Below are 24,198 nucleotides of genomic sequence, written 5' to 3'. Positions count from 1 at the left end.
CTCACACTAAGTTCTGGCAGAAATAACATATTGTTGTGTTGTAGGTTTGAGTAAAGCGTCAAAGAACACCGGCTCATATAAAGGATGTATGTTTAAGTAAGCTTGAATGCTTAAACAAAGTGAACCCATATTGTGACCATCTAATAACATTTCTACTTTTATCTGTCTCAATCTTGGCTCATGTGCTGCAATTGACTGCTCAATTGACTGGCAAATCTTATCCCGATCTAGGGGATTGGCTGTTGATAGGCCAACGAAGTCGATAATTCCAAACTGCAAGATAGATTTCTTGGCGAGTGGATATTCATCCATATCACGATCAAATTGTGCAATCCGACTATTGAGCAAGTCTTCCAGATCACGAGCGACAGACTCTCGTAATTGCTGAATCGACATTCCTCTTAAATAATCTTCCTGCTCAGGCACCAGACGATCAAACAAAGTTGACCGAAAACCGTAAGGATATAAATGATCTAAATTCATTTTTTAAGAACAATATCTTGGAAAAATAGAGGCTAATAGGCAACTATTAACCTCTACTAGAACATCACGATTTCTATTACGCAGCGTATGACGCTGTGTTGTTAGAAAGTGACCATTTCTTAGTAACAGCACCTTTCGCAGTACCGTTAATGTCTTGTTGGTTATATGTCCACTCAACAGCAGCATATTTCAAACCAAATGTTTCAGTAGGAACGCCTTCCTCATTCACAGTTGGAGTTACACTTGAAACAAGAACGTGTTTCAATTTGATTTGTAAGTACTTGATACGCTTGTCACCATTTGCACGGTAGTAATCGATTTGTACTTCATCAAATGTGTAACCAGCTGAACAAGCTTCCCAAAGTTTTGGACTAGTTGCATCCAAATCTTTAACGAAGATCATGTCTGAGTGTTCAACACGTTCAGCAGTATGACCACCAACGCTACTTGAAGTTGCAGATTTTGGTTGACGAATGTTATGAGACCAAGAGTTAACTTCAAGCCAACCTTTGTGTTCAGAATCGCGAGATTCTCCGTCTACCTTGTACTTGCCACGAAACTCAACATATATATCTTTCATTTAAAAATTACCTCTATTTTATTTAAAGTTATTATCTAGCTGATCTCATTGTTAATTTGAGGACTGAGGTAGTTCAGTCACGAGTCGTAAAGAAACAGACAACTCATCCAGCTGGAAATGTGGTCTTAAGAAAACCACAGACTTGTAGTGACCCGGTTGAGCTGGATCTTCTACAACTTTTACAGATGCCTCACGAAGCGGATATTGTGCTTTTGCTTCTTGAGATGCACCATCATCTAGCAAGACATATTGAGATAACCATTCATTTAAGAAGGCTTCAACATTGCCTGCAGATGCAAAACTTCCGACTTTGTCACGCATCATTGCTTTTAAGTAATGTGCAATACGTGAAACTGCCATGATGTACTGAATCTGGCTCGAAAGTGCAGAGTTGGCATTGGCCGTATCGCTGTCATATTTCTTCGGTTTTTGCGTCGATTGCGCACCAAAGAAAGCAGCGTAGTCTGTATTTTTACAGTGAACGAGTGGAATGAAACCAAGATCACTCAGTTCTTTCTCACGACGGTCTGTAATTGCAATTTCAGTTGGACATTTGAATACCACTTCGCCATCTGAAGTCTTGAAGGTATGTACTGGTAAGCCTTCAACCAAACCACCACCTTCTACACCGCGAATCGCAGCACACCAGCCATGCATATCAAATGCATTGGTTAAACGTGTACCAAAGGCATATGCGGCATTCATCCATAAATAATCATCATGGTTTTCACCAGAGACATCTTCGATGAAGTTGAAACCTTCAGTCGCAGTCCCTTCTTTTGGATGGTATGGCAGACGACCCAAGACATGTGGCATGGTTAATGCAACGTAACGTGAATCTTCACTATCACGGAAAGAACGCCATTGAACGTATTCTGCTGTTTCAAAGATTTTTGAAACATCACGTGGACGATCAATATCAGTAAATGATTCAAGGCCTAAAATACTTGGGCTTGCAGCTGAAACAAATGGTGCATGTGCCGCAGCAGCAACATGAGAGATTTGTTCCAGTAAATACATATCTGATGGCGTACGATCGAACTCGAAATCACCAATCAGGGCCGCATACGGTGCACCACCGAATGAGCCATATTCTTCTTCATAAATCTTTTTGAACAGTGTGCTTTGATCGAAATCAGTAGCACCCTGAAAATCTTTCACCAACTCTTTTTTCGTCGTATTTAACATACGAATCTTGATCATAGAGTTAGACGGTGTTTCTTGGCAGAAGTAGTAAAGACCACGCCATGTCGATTCAATTTTCTGGAATTGCTCATGGTGCATGATCTGGCTAAGCTGATTCGAAATTAAGGCATCAATTTCAGCAATACGCTTATCAATCGATAGGGTCATGTTCTCAGAAACCGTAATGGTTCCCGCCATCACTTCTTTCGCGAGCTCGCCAATCAGACTTTTTGCACGAACATGCTCATCATCATTACGTGCAATACGGCTTTGCTCAACGATTGAGTCAAGTAGATTCGCTGATTCAGCTTCTACATTATTTGCCGCAGCAGCAGCTTGTAAATTACTCATTGTCAGCCTCCGCACTCAATTGACGGATTTGATCAGTATTTTTCAATACTTCATCTAACAAGTCTTCCAAACGTTCACTGTTTGAAATCTTGTTGCGCAAATCAGTTAAACGCTCACGCGCAGCAACCAGTTTACGTAATGGATCAACCTGTTGTACAACTTGCTCTGGGCGGAAGTCTTCCATTGAATTAAACGTTAAATCAACAGACATGCGGCCACCCTCTTCAGTCAAGGTATTCTCAACTTGAAAAGCTGCGCGTGGCGCGAGTGATTCCATAACTTCATCAATGTTATCGAGGTCGACATTGATAAATTTCTTATCTTTTAATTTGGTTTTCTCTAACTCAGATGCTGCTGAGAAGTCACCCATAACGCCGACAACAAAAGGGAGTTCTTTTGACTCTTTGCCATCACCAACTTCAACATCATATGTCAGCTGAACACGAGGAGGACGTATGCGTTGCAGTTTCTTCTGTACGCTTTCTCTCTTTGCCATAACTTTCTACCCTTGCTTATTATTTCAACGAATCAAAAGGATTCGAACCTGTCTTTTGAACAGTATTTGGTTGTTTAGTAACTGCTGGTGTTGCAGGCGCCTGTCGTTTAGGCGCAGCTGTACGAGTTACATTATTACGTGCTGATTGGGTTGTAGGTGCTTTTCTGTTTGTTGTACGTCGAGTATTTGTATTCGACGACGTATTTCGAACCTCTTTTTTCAAAGATTCGTCAGTAATTGCTTTACTGGTTGAGGTATCAGGTGCTGGTACCGCCGCACGGATATCATCACTCAGCTGTTTTGCAGGTGGGTAAGTCAATTCATTACTTAAGTAACGCATTTCACTTGAGCGCATATGCTGAAGGGCTTCATTGGCAAGCTCAACACTCGCTAGAAAAGCAACATCGGTTAACGCCGCGCCACGTACATTTTGCTCTTGTAATTGTGTTGCCAGTTTCAAAGCATTCATTGGCTGCTTGATTTCATACATGCGCATTGCTGCTTGAGCTAACAGGTCATTGACGCGTGAAGCATTATCTTTATCACAAACTTGTTGATAAATTCCCAATAGCGTTTGATCCGTTTGGTTCGCCACCAACGGATTCTGTTTAATACATTTGCTTTTTAATTTAATTGGTTTCGCCGCCTGCTCTTCAGCATAAACTGAATTGCCGATTAAACCAGTCGCTATACAAAGAATTGATATTACAATACCTTTTTTCAAAATATGCCTCGTCATTATTTAACTTATAATTGAAGAGCTGACAATTATTGTTAAAAAACCCTCTTACTCGTCAATTTTTGTACATTTACATCATTTCCGCGAATTTAACAAAAAAAACACACATAAAGTCAATACCAGTTACGTTTATTAACATTATTAAAGTTTCATGACAGACATTCTTGTAAAAAAAAACTTAAATAGCGTGCATTTTTTGTTTAAAAGTGACATTTTTTGTTGTAGAATAATCTGTATACTCGTGTAGAGTTTAGCTAAGTTTTTGATTTTATTCAAAAAATATTTTTTAAGAGAAAACAACCATATCAAGTTAATACGTACCGAATAGAACTTGGTATTTAAAAATTACTGTGAGTATTAAATGAGTAACTTAAAGGTTTTAATTACAAAACTATCACCTCCTACTCGTACTGCATTAGAAAAGTCAGCAAATTACTGTATTAACCAATTAAACTATGAGATTGAGATTGAACACTTACTGGTTGAGTTATTAAATCAAACTCCTGCCAATGATTTACACATTTTATTAAAAAAAAATAATATCTCTGCTGAAGCCTTAATTAATGATTTAAAAGAAACCATCGGTTCTTTACCAAAAGGCAATACCCGTACCCCTATTTTTGCTAAATCAATTGTAAGATTATTTGAACAGGCATGGTTGTTAGCATCGGCTGAACAAACACCTGTGATTCGTAGCAGTCATTTATTGATCGCCCTACTCACTGCGCCAGATTTGCAACAGATCGCTTTCCGAGCGTCTAGTTTATTTGAGCTTTTCCCTATTGATACCATGAAACATAAGTTTCTGGATATTTGTGGAAAAAGCACGGAACAGCCTGCAACCGAACCATCTGCTGCATCTGACCTATCGTCAGATGAAACTCAAACCACCACTACAACGACGGTAAAAACACCTGCGCTGGATCAATATACGATTAACCTGACAGAGAAAGCAAAACAAGGCGGAATTGATCCTGTTATTGGTCGAGAGTTTGAAATTCGTTTAATGCTAGATATCCTGATGCGTCGTCGCCAGAACAACCCGATTCTGACGGGCGAACCTGGTGTAGGTAAAACAGCGGTTGTAGAAGGTCTTGCATTAAAGATTGCACAAGGTCTGGTGCCAGAAGCACTTAAAAACGTTCACTTGCATGTTTTAGACATGGGCTTATTACAGGCAGGTGCCAGTGTTAAGGGTGAATTCGAGAATCGTTTGAAACAAGTGATTCAGGAAGTTCAATCTTCAACTCATCCGATTATTCTATTTATTGATGAAGCACATACGCTGATCGGTGCTGGTGGTCAGGCAGGTCAAAATGATGCTGCCAACTTGCTTAAACCGGCTTTGGCGCGTGGTGAACTCAGAACAATTGCTGCAACCACTTGGGCTGAATACAAGCAATATTTCGAAAAAGATGCGGCTTTAAGTCGTCGTTTTCAGGTGGTTAAGATTGAAGAACCGACTGAAGAAGTCGCTATTGATATGTTACGTGCCATGATTCCTGTCATGCAGAATCATTTCAATCTGCATATTGAAGATCAGGCGATTATTACGGCCGTTCAAGCGTCGCATCGTTATATCAGTGGTCGCCAGCTTCCAGACAAAGCTGTTAGTGTGCTAGATACTGCGGCCGCTCGTGTTGCCTTGACGCAAAATGCGCAACCTGTCGTTTTAGATCAGTTAAAGGCACAACAGCACAACCTGAAATTAGAACAGCAAATTTTGACCAATGAGCATCAGCACTTCCCGATTCATCACGAACGTTTAGAAGATCTCAATCAGCAATTGGCCTCTTTAGATAAAGAAATTAAGGATATTGAGCTTAAGTGGCAGCAAGAACTGGCGTTGGTCAAACAGATCCAGCAACTCAGCACGCAAGATAATAATGATGAAAATAATGCACAAATTGCAGCATTAAGAGCTGAACTCACTCAGTTACAAGGTCAGGCACCACTGGTCTTTGAGCGTGTCAATGCACGCATCATCAATGAGATTATTTCAGACTGGACAGGTATTCCAGTTGGCAATATGGTAAATGATGAAATTAAACAGATTCTAACCCTTGAAGATAAGCTGGGCGAGCGCGTCATGGGTCAGGATTATGCATTAAATCAATTGGTAAAAGGCATCAAGACCTCTAAAGCCAAGCTGGAAGATCCAAATAAACCGCAAGGTGTATTCATGCTGATCGGCCCAAGTGGTGTGGGTAAAACTGAAACCGCCCTTGCCTTGGCCAATGAGTTATATGGCGGTGAACAGCATCTCATCACCATTAACATGTCTGAATATCAGGAAGCACATACAGTTTCATCATTAAAAGGCGCGCCTCCAGGTTATGTCGGTTATGGTCAAGGCGGTGTTTTAACTGAAGCTGTGCGTCGTAATCCTTATAGTGTTGTACTGCTGGACGAAATTGAAAAAGCGCATAGCGACGTTCAGGAACTGTTTTATCAGGTCTTCGACAAAGGGACTTTAGAAGATGGTGAAGGTCGTGTAATTGATTTCAAAAATACCACCATCATCCTGACCTCGAATACGGGCTCAAGCGCCATCATGCAAGCTTGCCTAAATCAGCCTGTAGAAGAATGGCCAAATGCGGATGACTTGGTCGAGCATTTAAAGCCAAGCTTATATAAACAGTTTAAGCCAGCATTTATTGGCCGTATGCGAATCGTGCCTTACTTCCCTTTACATGATGATTTGCTGGTTCGTATCATCAAACATAAGCTTGGCAAGATTGTTGCGCGTATTGAAAAACAATATGCAACTCAGGTTCAATATTCAGAAGATTTAATTGAACTGATTTTAAGTCGCTGTACTGAAGTCGATAGTGGTGCGCGAAATGTGGACAATATTTTAAATTCGACCGTTTTACCAGCGCTGGCAATAGAAATTCTGGTGGCGCTGGCTGATCATAAATTGCCGAAACTGATCAATATTGATACCAAAGATGATGAAATCATCTATCAGCTTGATCCAGTTGCCAAAACCACGAAAAAACGTACCAGCAAAAAAGCGAAAGCTGAAATTTAAGATTGAGCCAACACTGTGATACATATGGATATTAACCCATTACTGACACCGATTAATGAGCAATCACCTTGTGGTGAAGATTACTCTTTTTCAAATGAGTTCCATGCCATTAAAAAGGCCCGAACTCAAGATGATCTTTTGCTTGATCAAGGCGATTGGGTCACGGAACCGAAACAGGCAGATTGGGATTTTGTTGCAGCAACATCGATTGATTTGCTGCAAACCAAAAGTAAAGATATCCGTATCCTCACTTGGCTTTCTGAAGCTTGGGCAAATCTATATGGCTTCGAAGGTATCGCGAAGAGCCTTGAGCTCAGTCACCGTTTACTTGAGCAGTATTGGCTGACACTTCATCCTGAAGTAGAAGATGATGATCTGGATCAACGTATTGGGCTGTTACAGGGTTTAATTAACCAGTTACCATTGCTGATTAAAAAAGTTCCTCTGATCAATCACGCACCTTTTTATCACCTACTCGACTATGATAATTTTCTTTATCATGAAAATATCCGTCGTAAACAAAGTGATGATTATGAGAGTGCGAGCAATACAAGCGAGCTAGAACAGTTTGAGCAAGCTTTACTCAGTACCGATAAAGCTTTCCAGCGCCAAAACTATCAGCATTTTACCGAAATTTTTCAACAGTGGTCGACACTGAAAAATGTGCTGGATGGTTTACTTGGCTTAGATTCACCAAGCTTTGCTGCAATTGACTCTAGCCTTGATAATATTCATATTAGTCTTAAGAAAATTTATAAAACAGAACAGTTTGAGCAAGCGACTCAAACCGTGGCGACTGACAGTGAACCCGCTATGACCACGACAACACAAAACGTGACGACTCAACCCACTGCGGTTCAGGCGCAACCAACCTTTCAGCCACAAGTTCAATCGCATGTTGAGAATCGTGAGCAAGCAATGCGCGTTTTACAGGAAATTGCGACCTATTTCCAAAAGAATGAACCGCATAGTCCTGTGAGCTATATGTTGCAAAAAACCATTAAGTGGAGCCAAATGCCGCTGCATGAATGGTTAACCCAAGTGATTAAAGATGAGCATCCATTACAAATGCTGCAAGATACGCTCGGCGTGCAACCAAAGAATGAATACGAATAATTGTTGGTAAATCGATATGTTTAAAGCAGAGAAAATTCTTTGGGGTGAGGGCCTGTTTTTACGTCCTCAGCATTTCCAGATTCAGGACACGTACCACGAGCAACGCTTGAATCATACGGTTCGGGCGTTAATTCCGCATGCTTATGGCGTACAAAAGCTCAAATTTGATGAAGTACAGCTTTCAACTCATATTCTGGCTTTAGAAGAAGCTGAAATCATCTGGCAAGATGGTGAGATCTATCATGCACCAGCACAAGATTTATTACCAGAACCACTATTGCTGGATGATTTAAATCTGCAAGGTGAAATGATTGTTTACCTTGCCCTGCCAATTTTACAGGCAAATAAGAAAAATATTGCCGATGAGACACGCTCCCTGTCGAGCCGTTATCATAACTATCTGTCAGAAACACACGACCTGTTTACAGATGCCAGCCCTGCTGAGCTAAGTTTGTTGCGCCGTCGTGCAGAATTTAAATTGCTTGATCCGCATGTTCAACCGACACAGAATCTTGATGGCTTCTTGTATTTAGCTGTAGGAAGATTAAAACGCCAAAGTTCAGGTACATTTGAGCTGGATAGCAAATTCATTCCACCAATTTTACATGTGGCTGCATCAGAGTCTTTAATCAACAACTTAAAACGTACCTTGAATGTGATTAAAGCCAAGATTAAAACCATTCAAAGCAATAACCGTGAAAACGAGCAAAAACTGATTGAGTTCCGTTCAGGAGATATCGTTTCATTCTGGTTAATCAACGCCTTGAATACGGCCTATGCGGGATTGAATCATTTACTGCATTATCCGCAAATTCATCCAGAACGTTTATTCTCAGAGTTGTTACGTCTGACTGGTTCCCTGCTGACCTTCTCAACCGCCTATGATGTCGATCATTTACCGCATTATAAGCACCATCAGCTACAGGACAGTTTCCAGCAACTCGATGTCATTCTGAGAGATTTGCTGGATACCATTATTTCGAGCCGCTATTTCAGCATTGCCTTGAAAGAAACACGTCCATCTTACTGGGTCGGCAGCCTTGAGTCTGACAAGATTACCCGTGATACGCGTCTTTATATCGCAGTCTCGAGCAGCATGATGCAAACGCATGAACTCATCCAGATTGTGCCGTTACGCTTTAAAGTGGGTAGCACCATTGATGTAGAGCAACGCGTGATTGCAGCATTGCCTGCGGTTCCACTGCATCATTTGATGCAAGTCCCAACAGCAATTCCAGTGCGTTCAGGTGTGAGTTACTTCGAAATTGAACCTCATCATGAACTCTATCAACGTATGCTTGAGTCAGAATCCATCTGTGTCTATGTGCCAGCAGGTTTCCAAGATATTAGTATTGAACTCATTGCTGTAATGAATAGTTAAGAGAATAACAATGACTCAACATCCAGCTGGTATTCCTTCTTTATTTGATGATGGAAAAATTGGTTCAGGCTTACCCAGCTCTGACCAACCACAAAATAAAGCACAAGCAACGAATCTGATTGATCTGTTACATGATGGATTTTATTTAGTTTTCTTGCTGCGTAACCGCTATATCCCCTCAAATCCAAGTGATTTTCGTGAAAAAATTCTGGATTTACTCAACCGTTTTGAGCAACAGGCGAAACGACTGCAATTTTCAGCAGATGATATTCATGATGCGAAATATGCATTTTGTGCATTGATTGATGAAACCATTGCAACGCAACAAGATGCTGCCTACTTTAACTTGCAAAATAGCTGGCTCATCAGCCCATTACAGTTAAGTTTATTTGGCTCTCAACTTGCCGGTTATCGCTTTTTTGAGATTCTAGAGCAACTGCGTAGTCGTGGCAAAGATCGTCTGGCATCGCTTGAAGTATTTCATTACTGTTTATTGCTTGGTTTTCAAGGCAAATATCGTCTTGAGTCCGTTGAAAGCCTCAATCATCTGGTTGCACGTGTGGGTGATGAAATTGATTATCTCAAAGGCAAAAAAGCAGCATTCTCTCCGTTCGCCGCGATTCCAGATCAGATCAAGCATATTATTCATCATGAATTGCCATTTTTCTGGATCCTGATTTTCTTATTGTTATTCGCAGCGCTGACCTTCGCAGGTTTAAAGTTTATGCTGAACAAACAAAATCATAATGCTTTAACACCCTATCAAAATGTGATTTCAGCGCCAGCAGAAGAAGCACATATTACTATCCATTTGCCTTAGTTGATTGAAGTATGAGTCAGGAAAGAACTACCTCTTTACGCATCTTACAGACAAATAAGAAAAAAACATTATCTCCTGTGATCTATTTACTGATTGGATTTATTTCAGGGATTATTTTGACCACATTATTTTTCTTTATGTTGTCCACAGGAACAGGATCATCCAGTGAATATGTCGAACCGACTCAGGTTGTAGAAGAAAATACCACGGTACTTCCGGGTGCCAAACAAACGACACAGACAACAGAAGTGGCGGCTCCTGTTCAAGATGAATCGGCTGAGTCAGAAGAAGACAGTAACTTTACTCAACCAGGTAGTAATGATCTAAATAAGTTCTTCCAGCGTACTCCGCCACCTGCTGCTGCACCTGCTCAAACGGCACAACATGCATCGCCATTTGCCAATGAACCCAATGCCAAAGCAGCTCAGCCTGTTGCTCCAGCAAAAGCAGCACATCCAAAAAGCGAAGCTGTGCCAGCAAAAGTGGTAAAACCCGTAGCTCAGCCTGCTAAAGTGGTCGCACCCAAAGAGCCAGAAGCGGAAGCACCTGATGCTACCGTACAGATTAAAGTTACCCAGAAGCCTTTTGCTGTAAATGAACTCAAGTAACACATGATCTGGTTTATTTTTCTCTGCTTTGTCGGGGTTGCAATTGGGCTTACTTTATTGATGTCCTATGAGCTGCGTTACAAATGTACGCAGCTTTTACAATCCTTACTTCCGAGCGGGAAAAAGAAAATCGCCAATGCCATGCAATTTGCAGAGCATATGCATCAGGCAGCATCTCCAGAAAAATTACAATCACATTGGCATTTGCAACAATGGTGGATCCTGATCGCAGGTTTCTTTTTATTTGCTAGTATTCTGATCTTTGCGTTTACGCGCCCTATTAGTTCAACACGGATTGAAGCTGAATACTTAAAAGAAACTGATCCGCAGGTCTATGCCCTACTCAATGGAGAAATGCTCAGTCCTCCACCAGATGTCGATGAAACTCTTATTCAAGATGCGATTGTGGAAGCAACGCGCTTAGAAGAGGCGTATCAGGCTCAAAATACGACCGATCCAAGTATTGATGCTTCGCAAATTGAAGTGCCACTGACCCATTCTCATGGCAGTCTGGATTCATCAATGGTGGATCGTAAATGGGATAAAATTAACCCACGTTACAAACAGCGTCTACTCATGGTCTTTAAAATCATGAAAGAACAGCATGGCTATGAACTGGTACTACTTGAAGGTTATCGTAGTCCAAATCGTCAAAACATGCTGGCGGGTAACCCGAATACCACGCGCGCCAAAGGCTATCAAAGTTATCACCAATTTGGTCTAGCAGCCGATGTCGCCTTTAAACGCAATGGTAAAGTCGTGATTAGTGAACGAGATCCGTGGGCAATGCGGGGTTACGAACTGTACGGCCAAGTCGCCGAATCGGTTGGCTTGACTTGGGGTGGTCGCTGGAAATCAATTAAAGATTATGGTCACACCGAATATCGAATGCCTGGTTTAAAGAAAACCAAAGAAATGGCAGATCAATTGATTGCTGAAGGACAATTAACCGCAAAATCAGGTGATTCATAGTTTTTAAAATACATCGACAGATAATATGGATGATTATCTGTCTTTACTGCAAATAAAAGTGACCACAAGCATTTTAATAAAAATGATTTAAAGTATATTTTCCTCGATCACAGGAACAGCAATCATTTTCATTAATTTTATTCTATATTCTTCATATATATAATTCGTTCCCCAAACGATCATAAATGCAAAAACAAATGAACCGATCACATCAAAAGGAAAATGTACACCGACATAAATTCTTGACCAGCCTACAATAACGCTCAGTAATAATCCGATACTTCCTATTTTTCTAAATCCTGACAGCAAATAAGAAAAAGTAATCGTGGCAACGGTCAACGTATGCATGCTAGGAAATGATGAAGTTGAACCATGTCCGACCAGCGTATGACCTAGCCCCATCGCAAATGGACGCGGATGATAATAGAATGCATGGATAACGTTGGTAAATAACAATGCGACCAGCACAAAGATTAAAGTTTTAATAAATTGTGTTCTGTATTTTTTATTCTTAAAAAATACAGAAATGATTAAGAATCCTAATAAACCGCCAATTAAATTATGTGAAGCGAATATAGCGATTTTATCCAAAAATGTATTTTGCGTCGCAGCGGCATTAATCCACTGAAATATATTAATATTTACATCTTCAATTGACATTGCCAATCGATCCATGATGATTTGATGTCAGCACGATAAAAAAAATAGCTTAAAACAAAATTAATTTTTTCTATGAATACAAAAATAAATTATAACTTTTATTTAAGTCTTTATTAATAAAAGACGCTTAAATTTTATCTAAATACAATTTGGAATAATTTATGAATAATCCAAAGATGATATCTGAAACGCTTAGCAAAGTACCTGAGCTGACCCTGCTCTTCTGGATTGTAAAAATTGCAGCGACGACATTAGGAGAAACGGCTGGCGATGCTTTATCCATGTCGATGAACTTAGGATACATCTTCAGTTCATGTATCTTCACTGTTATTTTTATTGCCCTTGTTTCAATGCAAATAAAAGCGAAACAATATAAACCGTGGTTATATTGGGCAACCATCATTTCTACCACCACTCTCGGAACAACGATTGCTGATTTTGTCGATCGCTCATTGGGAATTGGTTATCTTGGTGGAAGCCTCATCCTGTTCACATTGTTAATCAGCACTCTCGCTGTTTGGTACTGGCGTTGTGGAAATATTGCGGTTAATAGTGTCCAATCTGCAAAAACTGAAGCTTTTTACTGGCTCACGATTATGTTCTCTCAAACCTTAGGGACGGCTTTGGGCGATTGGACTGCGGATACTCAAGGGTTGGGGTATTCAGGTGCGGCCCTTATTTTTGGTTCATTACTTTTAGTTCTGGTGATCTTGTATAACTGGACTCAAGTTTCGAGGACTTTCCTGTTCTGGTCTGCATTTGTTCTAACTCGACCTTTAGGGGCCGTCTTAGGTGATTTTCTTGATAAGCCACTGGATCATGGCGGACTCGATTTAAACCGATTTGGTGCTTCATTTGTATTATTGGCTTTTATTGTTCTATGTTTAGTCTTTTTTAAATCCAGACCAGCAAGAGTAGCGCATTAACGTATGCTCGTTAGAGCTATGCACAGTACGAAAAATAAAGGGAAAAGAATTGTTATTTCTTCTCCCTTCTATTACTAAGATCAGTGACTTAAACACAACCTGATTGCTGACATTCGTGTTGGGTAAAATAATGCTCCGAGCGTTCACCAGCAATGATATTTCTTGGAACGCTATGATGCACTGATCTTTTTATGCTCTATTTAAGAACAAACTGCACCTTCCACTCGAACGGGCACTTTTGAATCCAAAGCAGCAATCGAAACTGCCATTGCATCAATCACGCGCCCCAGTGAAGCACTTGCACTGCTCACAATCGTTGGAATGTGGTTATTATTAGCGCTGACAGGCTGAGTGAATGTCATCCGACAAGCCAACTGCTGATTCTGGGTAGAATCTTGATTGATCGTGATACTCGGATCATTACGTTTAATGATCCATGCCACAGAAACTTCAACATTCTTATTATTCGCAGAAGTGGTATTCACAATATCAAAATGGGAAAAGTCCGTCGCAACCCGATAAGACACCTTCCCACCGATCATCCCACTATTATAGCGATCGACGGCACCAAGCTTTTGCTGTAAGCCAGCAGATAAATTATCTCTTAACTCTGCCCCTAAGGTTGAAGTCCAGCGTTCATTATCCAGAATATTTGATCGACCATTGATTTCCTGTATCACCAGAGGCGCACGATTGATTCGATCAGGTAAACCCACAGGCAATACCTCGATCACCTTCACTTTAGAGCTCGGCAAAGGCGTGACTTTATTCGCCAGAGTATAGTAATTCGGTGTAGGCGAACTGGAACATGCGGCAATTAATAAAGTCGTCGCGCAAATTCCAGCACAACGTATCGCGTCCTGAGCAGTAAATGCTTTTTTCAATGTTGTAATGATCATTTATTCGTCTCTGCTTTTTTCCCACGAATCAACGATTCAGGATGTTGTTCAATATAATCTGCCATCAATTGTAATGATGCCGCTGCCCGAGTCATTTGCTGTAAGGCTTTACGCACATCCTGTTGCATTGGTGCATCACTAGATAAAATCGATTCACTCGATTGCATGGTTTTACGGACATCATTCAGGGTCGCTTGTAAACTAGGTGCCACTTTGCCATCTAACTGTTTCACCAATTTGTCGGTTGATTCAATGGTGGTATTCATATTATTCAAGGTTTTACGAACATCTTGACCAATCTCTTCAAGTGGGAACTTACTTACCTTATCCGCAATCTGTGACACTTGTGCCTGCAATCCACTCAGTTCAGTGGCTGTGGTTGGCACTTCAGCCCGTCCATCTGGACGCATTTTTAAAGCAGCAGGTTTCGCTTTCGGAAATTTATCAAATGCAATGTAATTCTGCCCTGTTAACAGATTACCTGTGCGCATTTGAGCACGCCATCCTTTTGCAATGAAGTTTCTGAAGATTTCACCATCTGGATCAAGTTCTTTACCATGTGCTAAACGTGATGGATAAATCACAGCATCGACGCGCATCCGTAACTGAGTATAATTCTGGTCAAACTCCACATTGATGGCTTTAACATTTCCAATTTCAATACCCATAAAGTCAATTGGTGCGCCTGCCGTCAGACCACGTAAAGAATGATCAAAATACATAATAATCGGGCGAGGTTTACCATCAGGCTCTTTCATGGCCTCTTTGCGAGAATCTGACAAGGTAAAATAACTGTGGTTAGGTGCAATACCTGCCGACGAATTTTCTGGATAGCCAAATGCAATCCCACCCGCAACAATACTGGCAAGTGATTGGGTATCCAGATTAAATCCTGAAGCGTTCAAGGTCACATCCACCCCGCTAGCCTGCCAGAAGCGTGCATCTGTGGTCACAAATTTATCATAAGGTGATTGAATAAATGTTTGGAGCTCGACACTTTTGCCATCATTTGCCAGTTTATACGCCGTAATTTGCCCAACATTAATTCTGCGGTAGTAAATAGGTACCCCAATATCCAGCGAACCTAAATCCTGTGCCTTTAAGAAAAACACTTTACCCGGTATATCCGAGGAAACAACAGGTGGAACCTCAAGTCCAACAAAGTCTTCCTGCTTTTCTTCTGCCTTGCCCCCATCCACTTCGATATAAGCGCCCGATAATAAAGTATCAATTCCAGAAATCCCGCCTGTACCGATACGAGGTCGCACCACCCAGAAGCGTGAATCTTTGGCTGCAAAATTACTGGCATCTTTGCGCAACTCAATTTTGGCAATGATATGAGAACGATCATCAGACAAATCAATCTGGCGAACCAGACCAATATCCACCTGTTTATAGCGAACCGTGGTTTTCCCTGCAACTAAGCCTTCAGCGGTACGAAAAGACACCTCAATGGTTGGGCCCGTATCCAGCACAGCTTTTGCAGCAAGTGAAAGCGCGATTAACAAGGCAATAAAAGGAACCAGCCAAATCAGCGCAGGTCTCCAGCGCCCTTTCTTTTTTTCGGGTTCCGCGAAAACCGTATCCTGCTGAGTTAACTCGGTCAGGTTCTCTTCAGAATCTTGGCTATTGTGTGTATTTTCTGACATAGTGATCGTTCTTTTATGGGTCAAAAACAGGGTTTTACAGTTTTAACTTTTCAGTTGATGAATCGTGGTTGTTTTTAAATGTTCAGCGTGTGGATCATGCACTGAATTTGCCTTGAAATAATTATCCCAAATAATCCGTGGATCAAAACTCATGGAAGCAAACATGGTTAAGACTACTACAGCGCCAAAAGCTACAGCGCCTGGCCCTGCCAGAATTGTGGCAAGCGACTGGATTTGAATCAATGCGGTCAATAATGCCACGACGAAGACGTCAATCATTGACCAGCGCCCAATAAACTCAACAATCCGATACAGCAAAGCACAATGTTCAGGTGAAAAATGCAATTTTGAAGAAGACTGCATGGAGACGGCAACGAGTAAAAATACCAGAATCAGTAATTTTAAAATCGGGATAAAGATACTGGCCATAAAAATGACCACAGACACCAGATAATCCCCATTTTGCCAGAAATAAATAACACCACTGATAATCGTATCTTGCTGACGTCCCAATAATGAATCTGTAACCGTCATCGGTAATACATTGGCTGGAATATATAAAATAGCAGCCGCGACCACTAAAGCGAAGGTACGATTTAAACTTTGAGGTTTACGTACATGCAAACCGCTCTTACATCTGGAACATTGCAGATGCTCGTCTTCCGCCTCTTTATTCGCGACAGCATTGAGTAATCCGCAGCAATGACACTGGATCAAGCCGACATCTTTTGCCCTGAGATAGTTTTTAACCTTTAAATCAGCGGCAGGAAGATGAGGCGCTATTATTCCGATTTCGTCTTCATTGGTGTTATTCATCCAAGACTCCGATCAACTTCATCCCAGAGATCCTTGATCTTTACCGAAGCAATATAGACCAACAGTACGCTTAATAAAGTAAATGCCCAGAGCGCTACACCAGGAATCACAGTCACCATCCCGACTAGTTTGACCAAAGTAACCAACACCCCGATGAGAAAGACTTCAACCATGCCCCAAGTACGGAATAAAAACAGCATTCGGAGCGCTGGGGTTAAATATTTTGGTCGACGCATAAATAGACTGATACAAGACAGCACATAACTGAGTAATAGCAACTCAACCAAAGGCACAATAAATGTCGTAATCAGGATCAATACCCCGACCAGTGCCCGATCAATATGAAACATGGTCCATGCAGCACCAATCAAAGTGGTTTGTGAGGTATTTCCCTGGAGTTCAACGATCACGATTGGAAAACTATTGGCAATCACAAACACAATTAATGCAGTGATGACTAAAGCAAACAAGGACGAAAAGGAATGACCTCGACGATACAATTCTGCACCGCAACAGGTACAGTAAGCCCGTTCACCCGATACAAGCTCTACCCTACGGTAAATCGCATCACATTCTTCACAACCTGCCAGTTCAGTGAGTCTGACTTGCTGGCCGATTGCTAAGGGCTGATTATTTTTATTCGCCATAAAGCCCTGCCCATTACATAGATTCTTTCATATTTAAAAATGACTTGTCCCAGTTATACCTTTTATTTTTGCATTCACAATCACAGGCTATCATTCTTACACAATATGTAAACACATCGAGGGTTAAATTGTTGATTGAATAAAAGCAGCTTATCGAAGTGTTACTGATAATATCTGTTAAAAATTTATCCCATAAAAAAGGCAAATAGGCTACAGAAAATATCTGTAACCTATTCGCCGATTATATGATTTTTATATGAAATTTATGACTTAATTTACTTTGTCTTTATAGAAAATATTGTAGCTCGCATAACAGGCAATAATGAACAGGATACAGCAGACAAAACCCACTTGCATTGAAGGATCCGTCACCATACTGATACAGGTAATCACACAGAATAAGCCACCTAAAATTGGGGTTAACGGGAATAACGGCGCAGCAAATTTAAGATCTTTGACTGTTTTACCTGATTTGATCCATTGTCTGCGGAAGTTAAATTGGCAAACACAAATCGAAATCCACACCACCACCATAGTAAAGGCAGCAACGCCCAGTAAGTTCTTAAAAATCGTTTCGGGAGCAAAATGTTCTGACAATAAACCCGGAATTGCACCAAACATGGTGACAATAATGGCAATAATCGGTGTACCTGAACGAGTCAGTTTTGAAAATACTTTAGGTAACTGGTTCTTGGCAGACAATGACCACATCATGCGTGAAGCGGCAAATAAACCTGAGTTTGCAGCAGATAAAAGCGCAGTAATGATGACAAAGCGAATAATGTCTTCTGCGTATGGAATGCCAATATAGTTAAATACCGTAACGAATGGGCTATTGCTGACACTGTTGGCATTTAAACCTGCCATTTCATAAGGCAGTAATGCACAGATCACTACAATAGTACCGACAAAGAAAATCAACAAGCGCCAGATGGCCGCATTGATAGCTTTTGGTACGGTCTTCGCTGGCTCTTCTGCCTCACCTGCTGCAACACCAATCAACTCTGTCCCAGAAAATGCGAAGTTTACAATTAACATGGTCGCAAAAATCGGGAAAATACCATTTGGGAACCAGCCATGTTCTGTCAATTTACTAAACAGTGGCGCTGACTCATGCCCATGATAGGAAATCAGGCCAAAAATGGCGGCTAAACCCAATCCAATAAAACAGATAATGGTCAAGACCTTGACCAAAGACAACCAGAATTCAGACTCAGCAAAGAGCCGCGTAGAACTGACATTCAGGGTAAAAACTAGCCCTGCAAATAATAATGTCCACGTCCACATGGAAATTGAAGGAAACCATTCCTGCATCAATAAAGCTGCAGCGGTAAATTCGGTGCCTAGCGTTGCCGTCCATGTGAGCCAGTACAGCCATGTGATCATATAACCCGTACCTGGGCCAATATAAGTTCTGGCATATTCACCAAAAGAACCCGACACAGGCATTTGTACTGCAAGTTCACCCAAACACAGCATCACCATGTAAGCAATCACGCCACCCAGCAGGTAAGAGAAAATCGCACCGACTGGACCAGCCTGAGAAATGACATCCCCCGAGCCCAAAAACAGCCCTGTTCCAATTGCACCACCCAATGAAATCATCACCAGATGACGCTTGGTCATGGCACGTTTCAATGGTTTACCCACTTCAATCTCTGTGCTTGAAGTACCCGATAAACTGGCGACATCCTGCTGTGGTACATATTGTCCACTCAGGGCTTGGCCTGATGGAAATGTCTTTTCGTTATTGTTACTCATACACGGTCACTCCAACTGTATTCTTATGACAACCTGTCCTTGCTTTTGATTCATAAAAACGGATATCTAGACGATATTCCTTGACGCGTTTTGTTCTACTGAACATCCATATTCAAGCTCCATGTATTTTCATTCCATAACGACATCACGCCACTTCATTGGCGATGTCTTATTTCATTTCTTTTAATATCAATCCAGCTCGAAGCCCTGTTTTTACATTGGGATTCGGGAATAAAATCCAGACTTGCTGATCATGCGCGACATAATTTCCTGCTTGCTGCGTCGCAATTTCCTCATCTTGCTGAAAGGTAGAAAAGTTAGGTGCATCGGCGCTTAGATTCAGTTGAAAATCGTCACTTTGCTTTAAAATAGAATCCACCACCTTAAACTGGCGAATGTCAGATTTCTGTCTAATCGGTAAAGCCTGATCTGAAAGTACGGCACGCAGCATCTGGTCAGTACTGGCGAACTCAGCTAAGTCATTTTCACCAAAAGGTTTGGCCTTGCCTAATTCCAGCGTACTGCTCGCTGCATGAAAACGTTCAGTGGTGAAATGGGTAAAGGTTTTTCCAGCCGCATTGTGATAAACCAAAGCATCCAGATTGGCAGCATTTAAACTTTGGATCAGGAAATCATCATAAGGTCGTGTCTGATACGGAAATAAGGCAAATACAGGCAATAGCGAAGCACGAATGGCAGTATGTAAATCATAGTGATAACGTTGCGCATCAACATGATCTTGTTCAAAGAAATCTGCAACCACCTGCTCTAATTGTGCAGCACGTCCGGTTTCCTGATCCTGAGTTAAATTCTGATAAGCACCGCAGAACATGCGATTCATATCATTTTCAAGATAGCGAACCCCTTGTCGGATCGCAGCGGGATTTCCCAATACGAAAAGCACACGAACTGCTAAACCCAACTGTCCAGCAAACAAATCCTGAATGAGATGGGCCAACAATTCGATGGGCGCAGTTTCATTGCCATGAATACCCGCAGAAAGCACGATGGTTTTTCTATAAGCCGTTTTTGGCTTACATTGCAATAGCCCTTCACCTAGCCACTGCCATGTAAATCCAGCCGTTTCACCTTGCGTTTGCTCAGGTGTCTGTTGCGCCAAAGTCAATGCGAGTAGATCAACCATGTACTTTCATCCTTAAAAGCCGTTATTGAATGTTTATCTCTGGAAGTGATAAACCGAACCTAAGCCTAAAATCTTCGTGAGTTCATCCAGTGCGGTACGACTCTCGATCAATAAGTTTGGATCGGCCAAATCATCCTGCGTTAATTCATCACGATAATGCTGATCCACCCACTGATTTAAGGTTTTGAACAATGCATCATTCATAAACAGGTTTTGATTGACCGCAGCCAGTTCAGCTTCATTCACCGCCACACGTAAACGTAAACATGCAGGGCCACCGCCATTACGCATACTTTCACGCAAATCAAATACCTTGATGTCATCAATTGGCGTGCCCATTTGAATCATGTCACTCAAATAGTCCCACACCGCTTTGTTCTGACGTGATTCTTCTGGTACCACAATGCTCATGCCCCCATCAGCACGCGTTAAAATTTGACTATTAAATAAGTAAGTCGATATCGCATCATCTACACTGACACGACTTTCAGGCACTTCAATCGATACAAACTCTTGCCCGATCCCCGCCATTTTTTGACGGATTTCATGCAATGCATCGGCCTGATTTAAAAAGGCCTGCTGATGATGGAACAAGACCTGTTGATTACTCACGGCGATGACATCGTTATGGAATACACCCTGATCAATCACATCTGGATTTTGCTGAATGAACACCGTGCGTTTCGCATCTAGACGATGTAAACGTGCAATCGCTTCACTCGCTTCACGGGTTTGACGTGCAGGGAATTTTTGCGGTGCAACGGTTCCACCGAGCTGTTGCTGACCATAAACAAAGACCTGTACACCAGCCTGATCATAAGCACCACCGAGTCGGTTATGATTGGCTGCACCTTCATCACCGAACAGTGCCGCTTCAGGCAATGCTTCATGGTGCGCGAAATATACATCATTCTTGAACATGGCTTGAAGAATACGTGTGGTCGTATGATGCTCAATTGATCGATGGAATTTATTATTCAGGTTTGCCGCAGTAAAATGCATGCGACCATCCGCGCTATCTGCCGATGGCGACACCGTACACGAGTTTGCAGTCCACATAGATGATGCTGAACTGAGCGATGACAATAGTGCGGGTGCAGTACGCATGGCTTGGGTAATGACATCAATATCACTGCCCGTAAAACCCAAACGACGCAACGTTGGCACATGCGGACGTTCTTGTGGTGCAAAGACACCTTGCTTGAGTCCTAAATCCGCAAGCGCTTTCATTTTCTTTAAGCCTTGCTTTGCAGCTAATTTAGGGTTTGACGCATTATTACGGTTTTTGGTCGATGCGACATTACCATACGATAAGCCTGCATAATGATGGGTCGGCCCCACTAAACCATCAAAATTAATTTCATAACCTGACATTTTTTTCTCCCTGTGTCCCTATACGAGCCGACTTACAGCACAATGCCCGGTGATAATTTTGAAGGTAAAGTAACGCTGTCACTTTCCAGTGAAGCCATTGGCCATGCACTATAATCCGCTGCATAGAACGCGCTGGCACGGTGATTACCTGATGCCCCAACACCACCAAATGGTGCCGCACTTGATGCACCTGTTAATGGCTTATTCCAGTTCACAATGCCTGCTCGCGCTTCAATCAACACACGCTCAAATAAATTACGGTCAGGAGACACCAGACCCACCGCCAAACCAAAGCGGGTGTTGTTGGCAATGTTTAAGGCTTCATCGAAACTGTTATAGCGATAAATCGTGGTCAATGGGCCAAAGTATTCATCATCAGGGATATCGGTCACCTGAGTGACATCTAAAATACCCGCGGTAAGCAATGAACTGTCCGCTTGTGGACGCGTCATTTCCAACAATGGTTTTGCACCTAAAGCGATGAGCTTGCTTTGTGCTGCCAACATCTGTTCCGCGGCATGTGCAGAGATGACACCACCCATAAACGGTTGCGGTTCAGCATTCCAGCTTCCTACGACTAAGTTCTTCGCGACTTCAACAAAACGTTGAATGAAAGCATCACCATTGGCACCGTGTTTAACAATAATACGGCGTGCACAGGTACAACGTTGTCCCGCAGAAACAAAGGCCGACTGGATGGCTAAATTCACCACCGCATCAATATCGGTTGCTTCATCAATGATCAAGGCATTATTACCGCCCATTTCCAAAGCAAGGATTTTTTCAGGTGCACCTGCCATTTGTTTATGCAAGTGATAACCCGTATTAGCACTACCCGTGAATAGCAAACCGTCAATCTGCTCAGCCGCAGCGAGCGCTTCACCTGTGCTACGTCCACCTTGTACGATATTCAGCACACCCTTTGGTAGACCTGCCTGTTGCCATAATTTTGCAGTTTCTTCCGCTGTCCAAGGCGTGAGTTCACTTGGTTTAAACACCACTGTATTACCTGCGATAAGTGCAGGAACAATATGACCATTTGGCAAATGACCAGGGAAGTTATACGGACCAAATACAGCGAGAACGCCATGTGGGCGATGACGTAACGAAGCCACCCCATCTGGCATTTCAGTTTCGCTAAACCCTGTACGTTGATGATAAGCACGAATTGAAATTGCCACTTTACCAATCATCGACTGTACTTCGGTTAAAGTTTCCCAAAGCGGTTTACTGGTTTCCTGACTAATCACTTCAGCCAATTGGGTTTTATTTTGTTCCAATAAACCCGCAAAGCGCTCAATAATTGCGATACGTTCTTCTAGTGCTAAGCGTGCCCATGCTGGAAATGCCTGACGCGCTGCATGGCATGCCTGTTCGACATCGGCTTGGCTTGCTTCATGCCCTGCCCAAATTTGTGCATTGCTCACTGGATTTGATTTAGCGAATGCAGTCCCTTGTCCTTGAATCCAAGCACCATCAATTAATAATGCACCTTGTGACATTAGTTCTTCTCCATTTTTTCTAATGCTAAAACGCGTACTTCATCGTGTTCAGCAATATTCAGTGCCTGTGCTTGTGCTGCTGTTAAATGTAAAGTCTCGCTTTCATCGACTTTGTTATTGATCAGCAACACGGCGTAATCTTTATATTGGTCATTGGCAACCAAAAAATGCGTCTCGGTACTTTCAACCTTCTCAGTAAGTTTGACTTTGAGCAAACGGCTCTCCGTCACCGCCCGTAATTCGGCAGTATTGGCTTCCAGTGTTGGTCCCGCATCAAAAATATCGACATGACCCTGATATTTAAGACCTTCAGACATCAACACTTTTGCCGCTGGCAGCGTATGTGGATGCACTTCTGCAATCACTTCACGCGCCTCGGAAGACAGCAAGTCAACATAGACTGGAAATCTTGGCATCAACTCTGCGATAAAAGCTTTTTGCCCGACACCACTGAGATAATCCGCTGCGGCAAAATCCATATTGAAAAACAGATAACCGAGTGAATCCCAAAAGGGTGACCGTCCATTCTGGTCAGAGAAACCACGCATTTCTGCAATCAGTCGTTCTTCAAAAAAAGAACGGAAGGCAGCAATAAACAGAAAACGGACTTTGGATAAAAATTTGCCGTTTTGGTTTTTACGATATTCAGGATCAAGGAATAAGGTGCAGAGTTCGCTACAACCCGTATGATCATTACTTAAAAACAAGGTGTCTAAAGTCTTATACACATTTAAGGCTTTAGAGGCGTGCACCTGTTTTGCCACACGAAAGTTGTAGAAAGGTTCGTTCAGTCCAACTGCAACTTCAATTGCACTCACACCCACAATTTTGTGCGTGCTGGTGTCTTCCAGTACAAACAGATAACTTGCCTCACACTTTTCGGTTAGCCCCGCTAAAGTGCGTGTGGTGCGTGTAATACGTTCAGCCAGAATGTCTCTATTTTGTGGTAAGGAAGTCAGGCCAATGCCAGACTCCCCCGCTCGTTGCGCTAAACGATAAATATCATCTAAGTCCCGATGCGCTGCATGTCTAACAATCATCATGGTTAGATGCTC

22 protein-coding genes are annotated in these 24,198 nt (G+C 42.0%); 7 read left to right on the top strand and 15 right to left on the bottom strand.

Features of this window, described 5'->3' with window-relative positions:
- Positions 1-6: 6 nt before the first annotated feature.
- The 5 genes from tssE to AWW72_RS06280 form a co-directional block, all read right to left on the bottom strand.
- Positions 7-483 carry a type VI secretion system baseplate subunit TssE gene (gene tssE / locus AWW72_RS06300; RefSeq protein ID WP_004771197.1) on the bottom strand — a complete coding sequence of 159 codons (477 nt, stop codon included), beginning with the start codon at positions 481-483 and terminating at the stop codon, positions 7-9.
- A 76-nt stretch (positions 484-559) separates the two neighbouring features.
- Entirely contained in the window at positions 560-1,063 is a 504-nt protein-coding gene (locus tag AWW72_RS06295; RefSeq protein WP_004654761.1) for an Hcp family type VI secretion system effector, read from the bottom strand.
- Positions 1,064-1,114: 51 nt separating this feature from the next.
- Positions 1,115-2,599: a type VI secretion system contractile sheath large subunit gene (gene tssC / locus AWW72_RS06290; protein WP_004771196.1), complete on the bottom strand. Its 1,485-nt coding sequence runs from the start codon at positions 2,597-2,599 to the stop codon at positions 1,115-1,117.
- On the bottom strand, positions 2,592-3,095 hold the full coding sequence (gene tssB, locus AWW72_RS06285; RefSeq protein ID WP_004771195.1) for a type VI secretion system contractile sheath small subunit: 504 nt from the start codon (positions 3,093-3,095) through the stop codon (positions 2,592-2,594). Before tssB ends, tssC begins: the two co-directional genes overlap by 8 nt.
- Positions 3,096-3,114: 19 nt before the next feature.
- On the bottom strand, positions 3,115-3,819 hold the full coding sequence (locus AWW72_RS06280; RefSeq protein WP_062846783.1) for a hypothetical protein: 705 nt from the start codon (positions 3,817-3,819) through the stop codon (positions 3,115-3,117).
- Positions 3,820-4,195: 376 nt separating this feature from the next.
- Here AWW72_RS06280 and tssH point away from each other — a divergent pair, with 376 nt between their 5' ends.
- The 6 genes from tssH to AWW72_RS06250 are packed head-to-tail and all read left to right on the top strand — an operon-like array spanning position 4,196 to position 11,765.
- Positions 4,196-6,868, top strand: coding sequence for a type VI secretion system ATPase TssH (tssH, locus tag AWW72_RS06275; RefSeq protein WP_062846760.1), 2,673 nt, complete (start codon positions 4,196-4,198; stop codon positions 6,866-6,868).
- A gap of 24 nt (positions 6,869-6,892) precedes the next feature.
- Positions 6,893-7,984, top strand: coding sequence for a type VI secretion system protein TssA (tssA, locus tag AWW72_RS06270; protein ID WP_249409148.1), 1,092 nt, complete (start codon positions 6,893-6,895; stop codon positions 7,982-7,984).
- 16 nt (positions 7,985-8,000) lie between these two features.
- Positions 8,001-9,365 (top strand): type VI secretion system baseplate subunit TssK, encoded by a 1,365-nt coding sequence (gene tssK / locus AWW72_RS06265; RefSeq protein ID WP_062846759.1) that lies wholly within the window; start codon positions 8,001-8,003, stop codon positions 9,363-9,365.
- Between the two features lie 10 nt (positions 9,366-9,375).
- On the top strand, positions 9,376-10,185 hold the full coding sequence (gene icmH, locus AWW72_RS06260) for a type IVB secretion system protein IcmH/DotU (protein ID WP_004771190.1): 810 nt from the start codon (positions 9,376-9,378) through the stop codon (positions 10,183-10,185).
- 11 nt (positions 10,186-10,196) lie between these two features.
- Positions 10,197-10,793: a hypothetical protein gene (locus tag AWW72_RS06255; RefSeq protein WP_062846758.1), complete on the top strand. Its 597-nt coding sequence runs from the start codon at positions 10,197-10,199 to the stop codon at positions 10,791-10,793.
- 3 nt (positions 10,794-10,796) lie between these two features.
- Complete coding sequence (locus AWW72_RS06250) at positions 10,797-11,765, top strand: M15 family metallopeptidase (protein WP_171254683.1); 969 nt, start codon at positions 10,797-10,799, stop codon at positions 11,763-11,765.
- An 87-nt stretch (positions 11,766-11,852) separates the two neighbouring features.
- On the opposite strand, the gene AWW72_RS06245 is transcribed toward AWW72_RS06250, so the two are convergent.
- A complete protein-coding gene (locus AWW72_RS06245) occupies positions 11,853-12,425 on the bottom strand; it encodes an undecaprenyl-diphosphatase (RefSeq protein WP_062846780.1) in 573 nt (190 codons plus the stop codon).
- A 161-nt stretch (positions 12,426-12,586) separates the two neighbouring features.
- On the opposite strand from AWW72_RS06245, the gene AWW72_RS06240 reads away from it, so the two are divergent.
- Positions 12,587-13,351 (top strand): COG4705 family protein, encoded by a 765-nt coding sequence (locus AWW72_RS06240; RefSeq protein ID WP_062846757.1) that lies wholly within the window; start codon positions 12,587-12,589, stop codon positions 13,349-13,351.
- 200 nt (positions 13,352-13,551) lie between these two features.
- On the opposite strand, the gene AWW72_RS06235 is transcribed toward AWW72_RS06240, so the two are convergent.
- The 9 genes from AWW72_RS06235 to astA all read right to left on the bottom strand — a co-directional run bounded on the left by AWW72_RS06235 (position 13,552) and on the right by astA (position 24,186).
- Positions 13,552-14,250 (bottom strand): PqiC family protein, encoded by a 699-nt coding sequence (locus AWW72_RS06235; protein ID WP_062846756.1) that lies wholly within the window; start codon positions 14,248-14,250, stop codon positions 13,552-13,554.
- The gene (locus tag AWW72_RS06230) at positions 14,247-15,899 is read right to left on the bottom strand and encodes a PqiB family protein (protein WP_062846755.1); all 1,653 of its coding nucleotides are present in this window, start codon (positions 15,897-15,899) and stop codon (positions 14,247-14,249) included. The genes AWW72_RS06235 and AWW72_RS06230 overlap by 4 nt, the downstream gene beginning before the upstream one ends.
- A 42-nt stretch (positions 15,900-15,941) precedes the next feature.
- Positions 15,942-16,715, bottom strand: coding sequence for a paraquat-inducible protein A (locus tag AWW72_RS06225; RefSeq protein WP_062846754.1), 774 nt, complete (start codon positions 16,713-16,715; stop codon positions 15,942-15,944).
- Positions 16,712-17,362 (bottom strand): paraquat-inducible protein A, encoded by a 651-nt coding sequence (locus tag AWW72_RS06220; protein ID WP_062846753.1) that lies wholly within the window; start codon positions 17,360-17,362, stop codon positions 16,712-16,714. Before AWW72_RS06220 ends, AWW72_RS06225 begins: the two co-directional genes overlap by 4 nt.
- A gap of 270 nt (positions 17,363-17,632) precedes the next feature.
- Positions 17,633-19,123 (bottom strand): amino acid permease, encoded by a 1,491-nt coding sequence (locus tag AWW72_RS06215; RefSeq protein ID WP_062846752.1) that lies wholly within the window; start codon positions 19,121-19,123, stop codon positions 17,633-17,635.
- A gap of 169 nt (positions 19,124-19,292) precedes the next feature.
- Complete coding sequence (gene astE / locus AWW72_RS06210; RefSeq protein WP_062846751.1) at positions 19,293-20,267, bottom strand: succinylglutamate desuccinylase; 975 nt, start codon at positions 20,265-20,267, stop codon at positions 19,293-19,295.
- A gap of 33 nt (positions 20,268-20,300) precedes the next feature.
- Complete coding sequence (astB, locus tag AWW72_RS06205) at positions 20,301-21,641, bottom strand: N-succinylarginine dihydrolase (RefSeq protein WP_062846750.1); 1,341 nt, start codon at positions 21,639-21,641, stop codon at positions 20,301-20,303.
- A gap of 32 nt (positions 21,642-21,673) precedes the next feature.
- A complete protein-coding gene (astD, locus tag AWW72_RS06200) occupies positions 21,674-23,143 on the bottom strand; it encodes a succinylglutamate-semialdehyde dehydrogenase (protein ID WP_062846749.1) in 1,470 nt (489 codons plus the stop codon).
- Positions 23,143-24,186, bottom strand: coding sequence for an arginine N-succinyltransferase (gene astA / locus AWW72_RS06195; protein WP_005256582.1), 1,044 nt, complete (start codon positions 24,184-24,186; stop codon positions 23,143-23,145). The genes astD and astA overlap by 1 nt, the downstream gene beginning before the upstream one ends.
- Positions 24,187-24,198: the final 12 nt, after the last annotated feature.

Source organism: Acinetobacter sp. NRRL B-65365 (assembly GCF_001605865.1).
Taxonomy (GTDB): domain Bacteria; phylum Pseudomonadota; class Gammaproteobacteria; order Pseudomonadales; family Moraxellaceae; genus Acinetobacter; species Acinetobacter vivianii.
The sequence above is the reverse complement of the archived record's forward strand: the minus strand, read 5'-3'. Positions and strand labels throughout refer to the sequence as shown.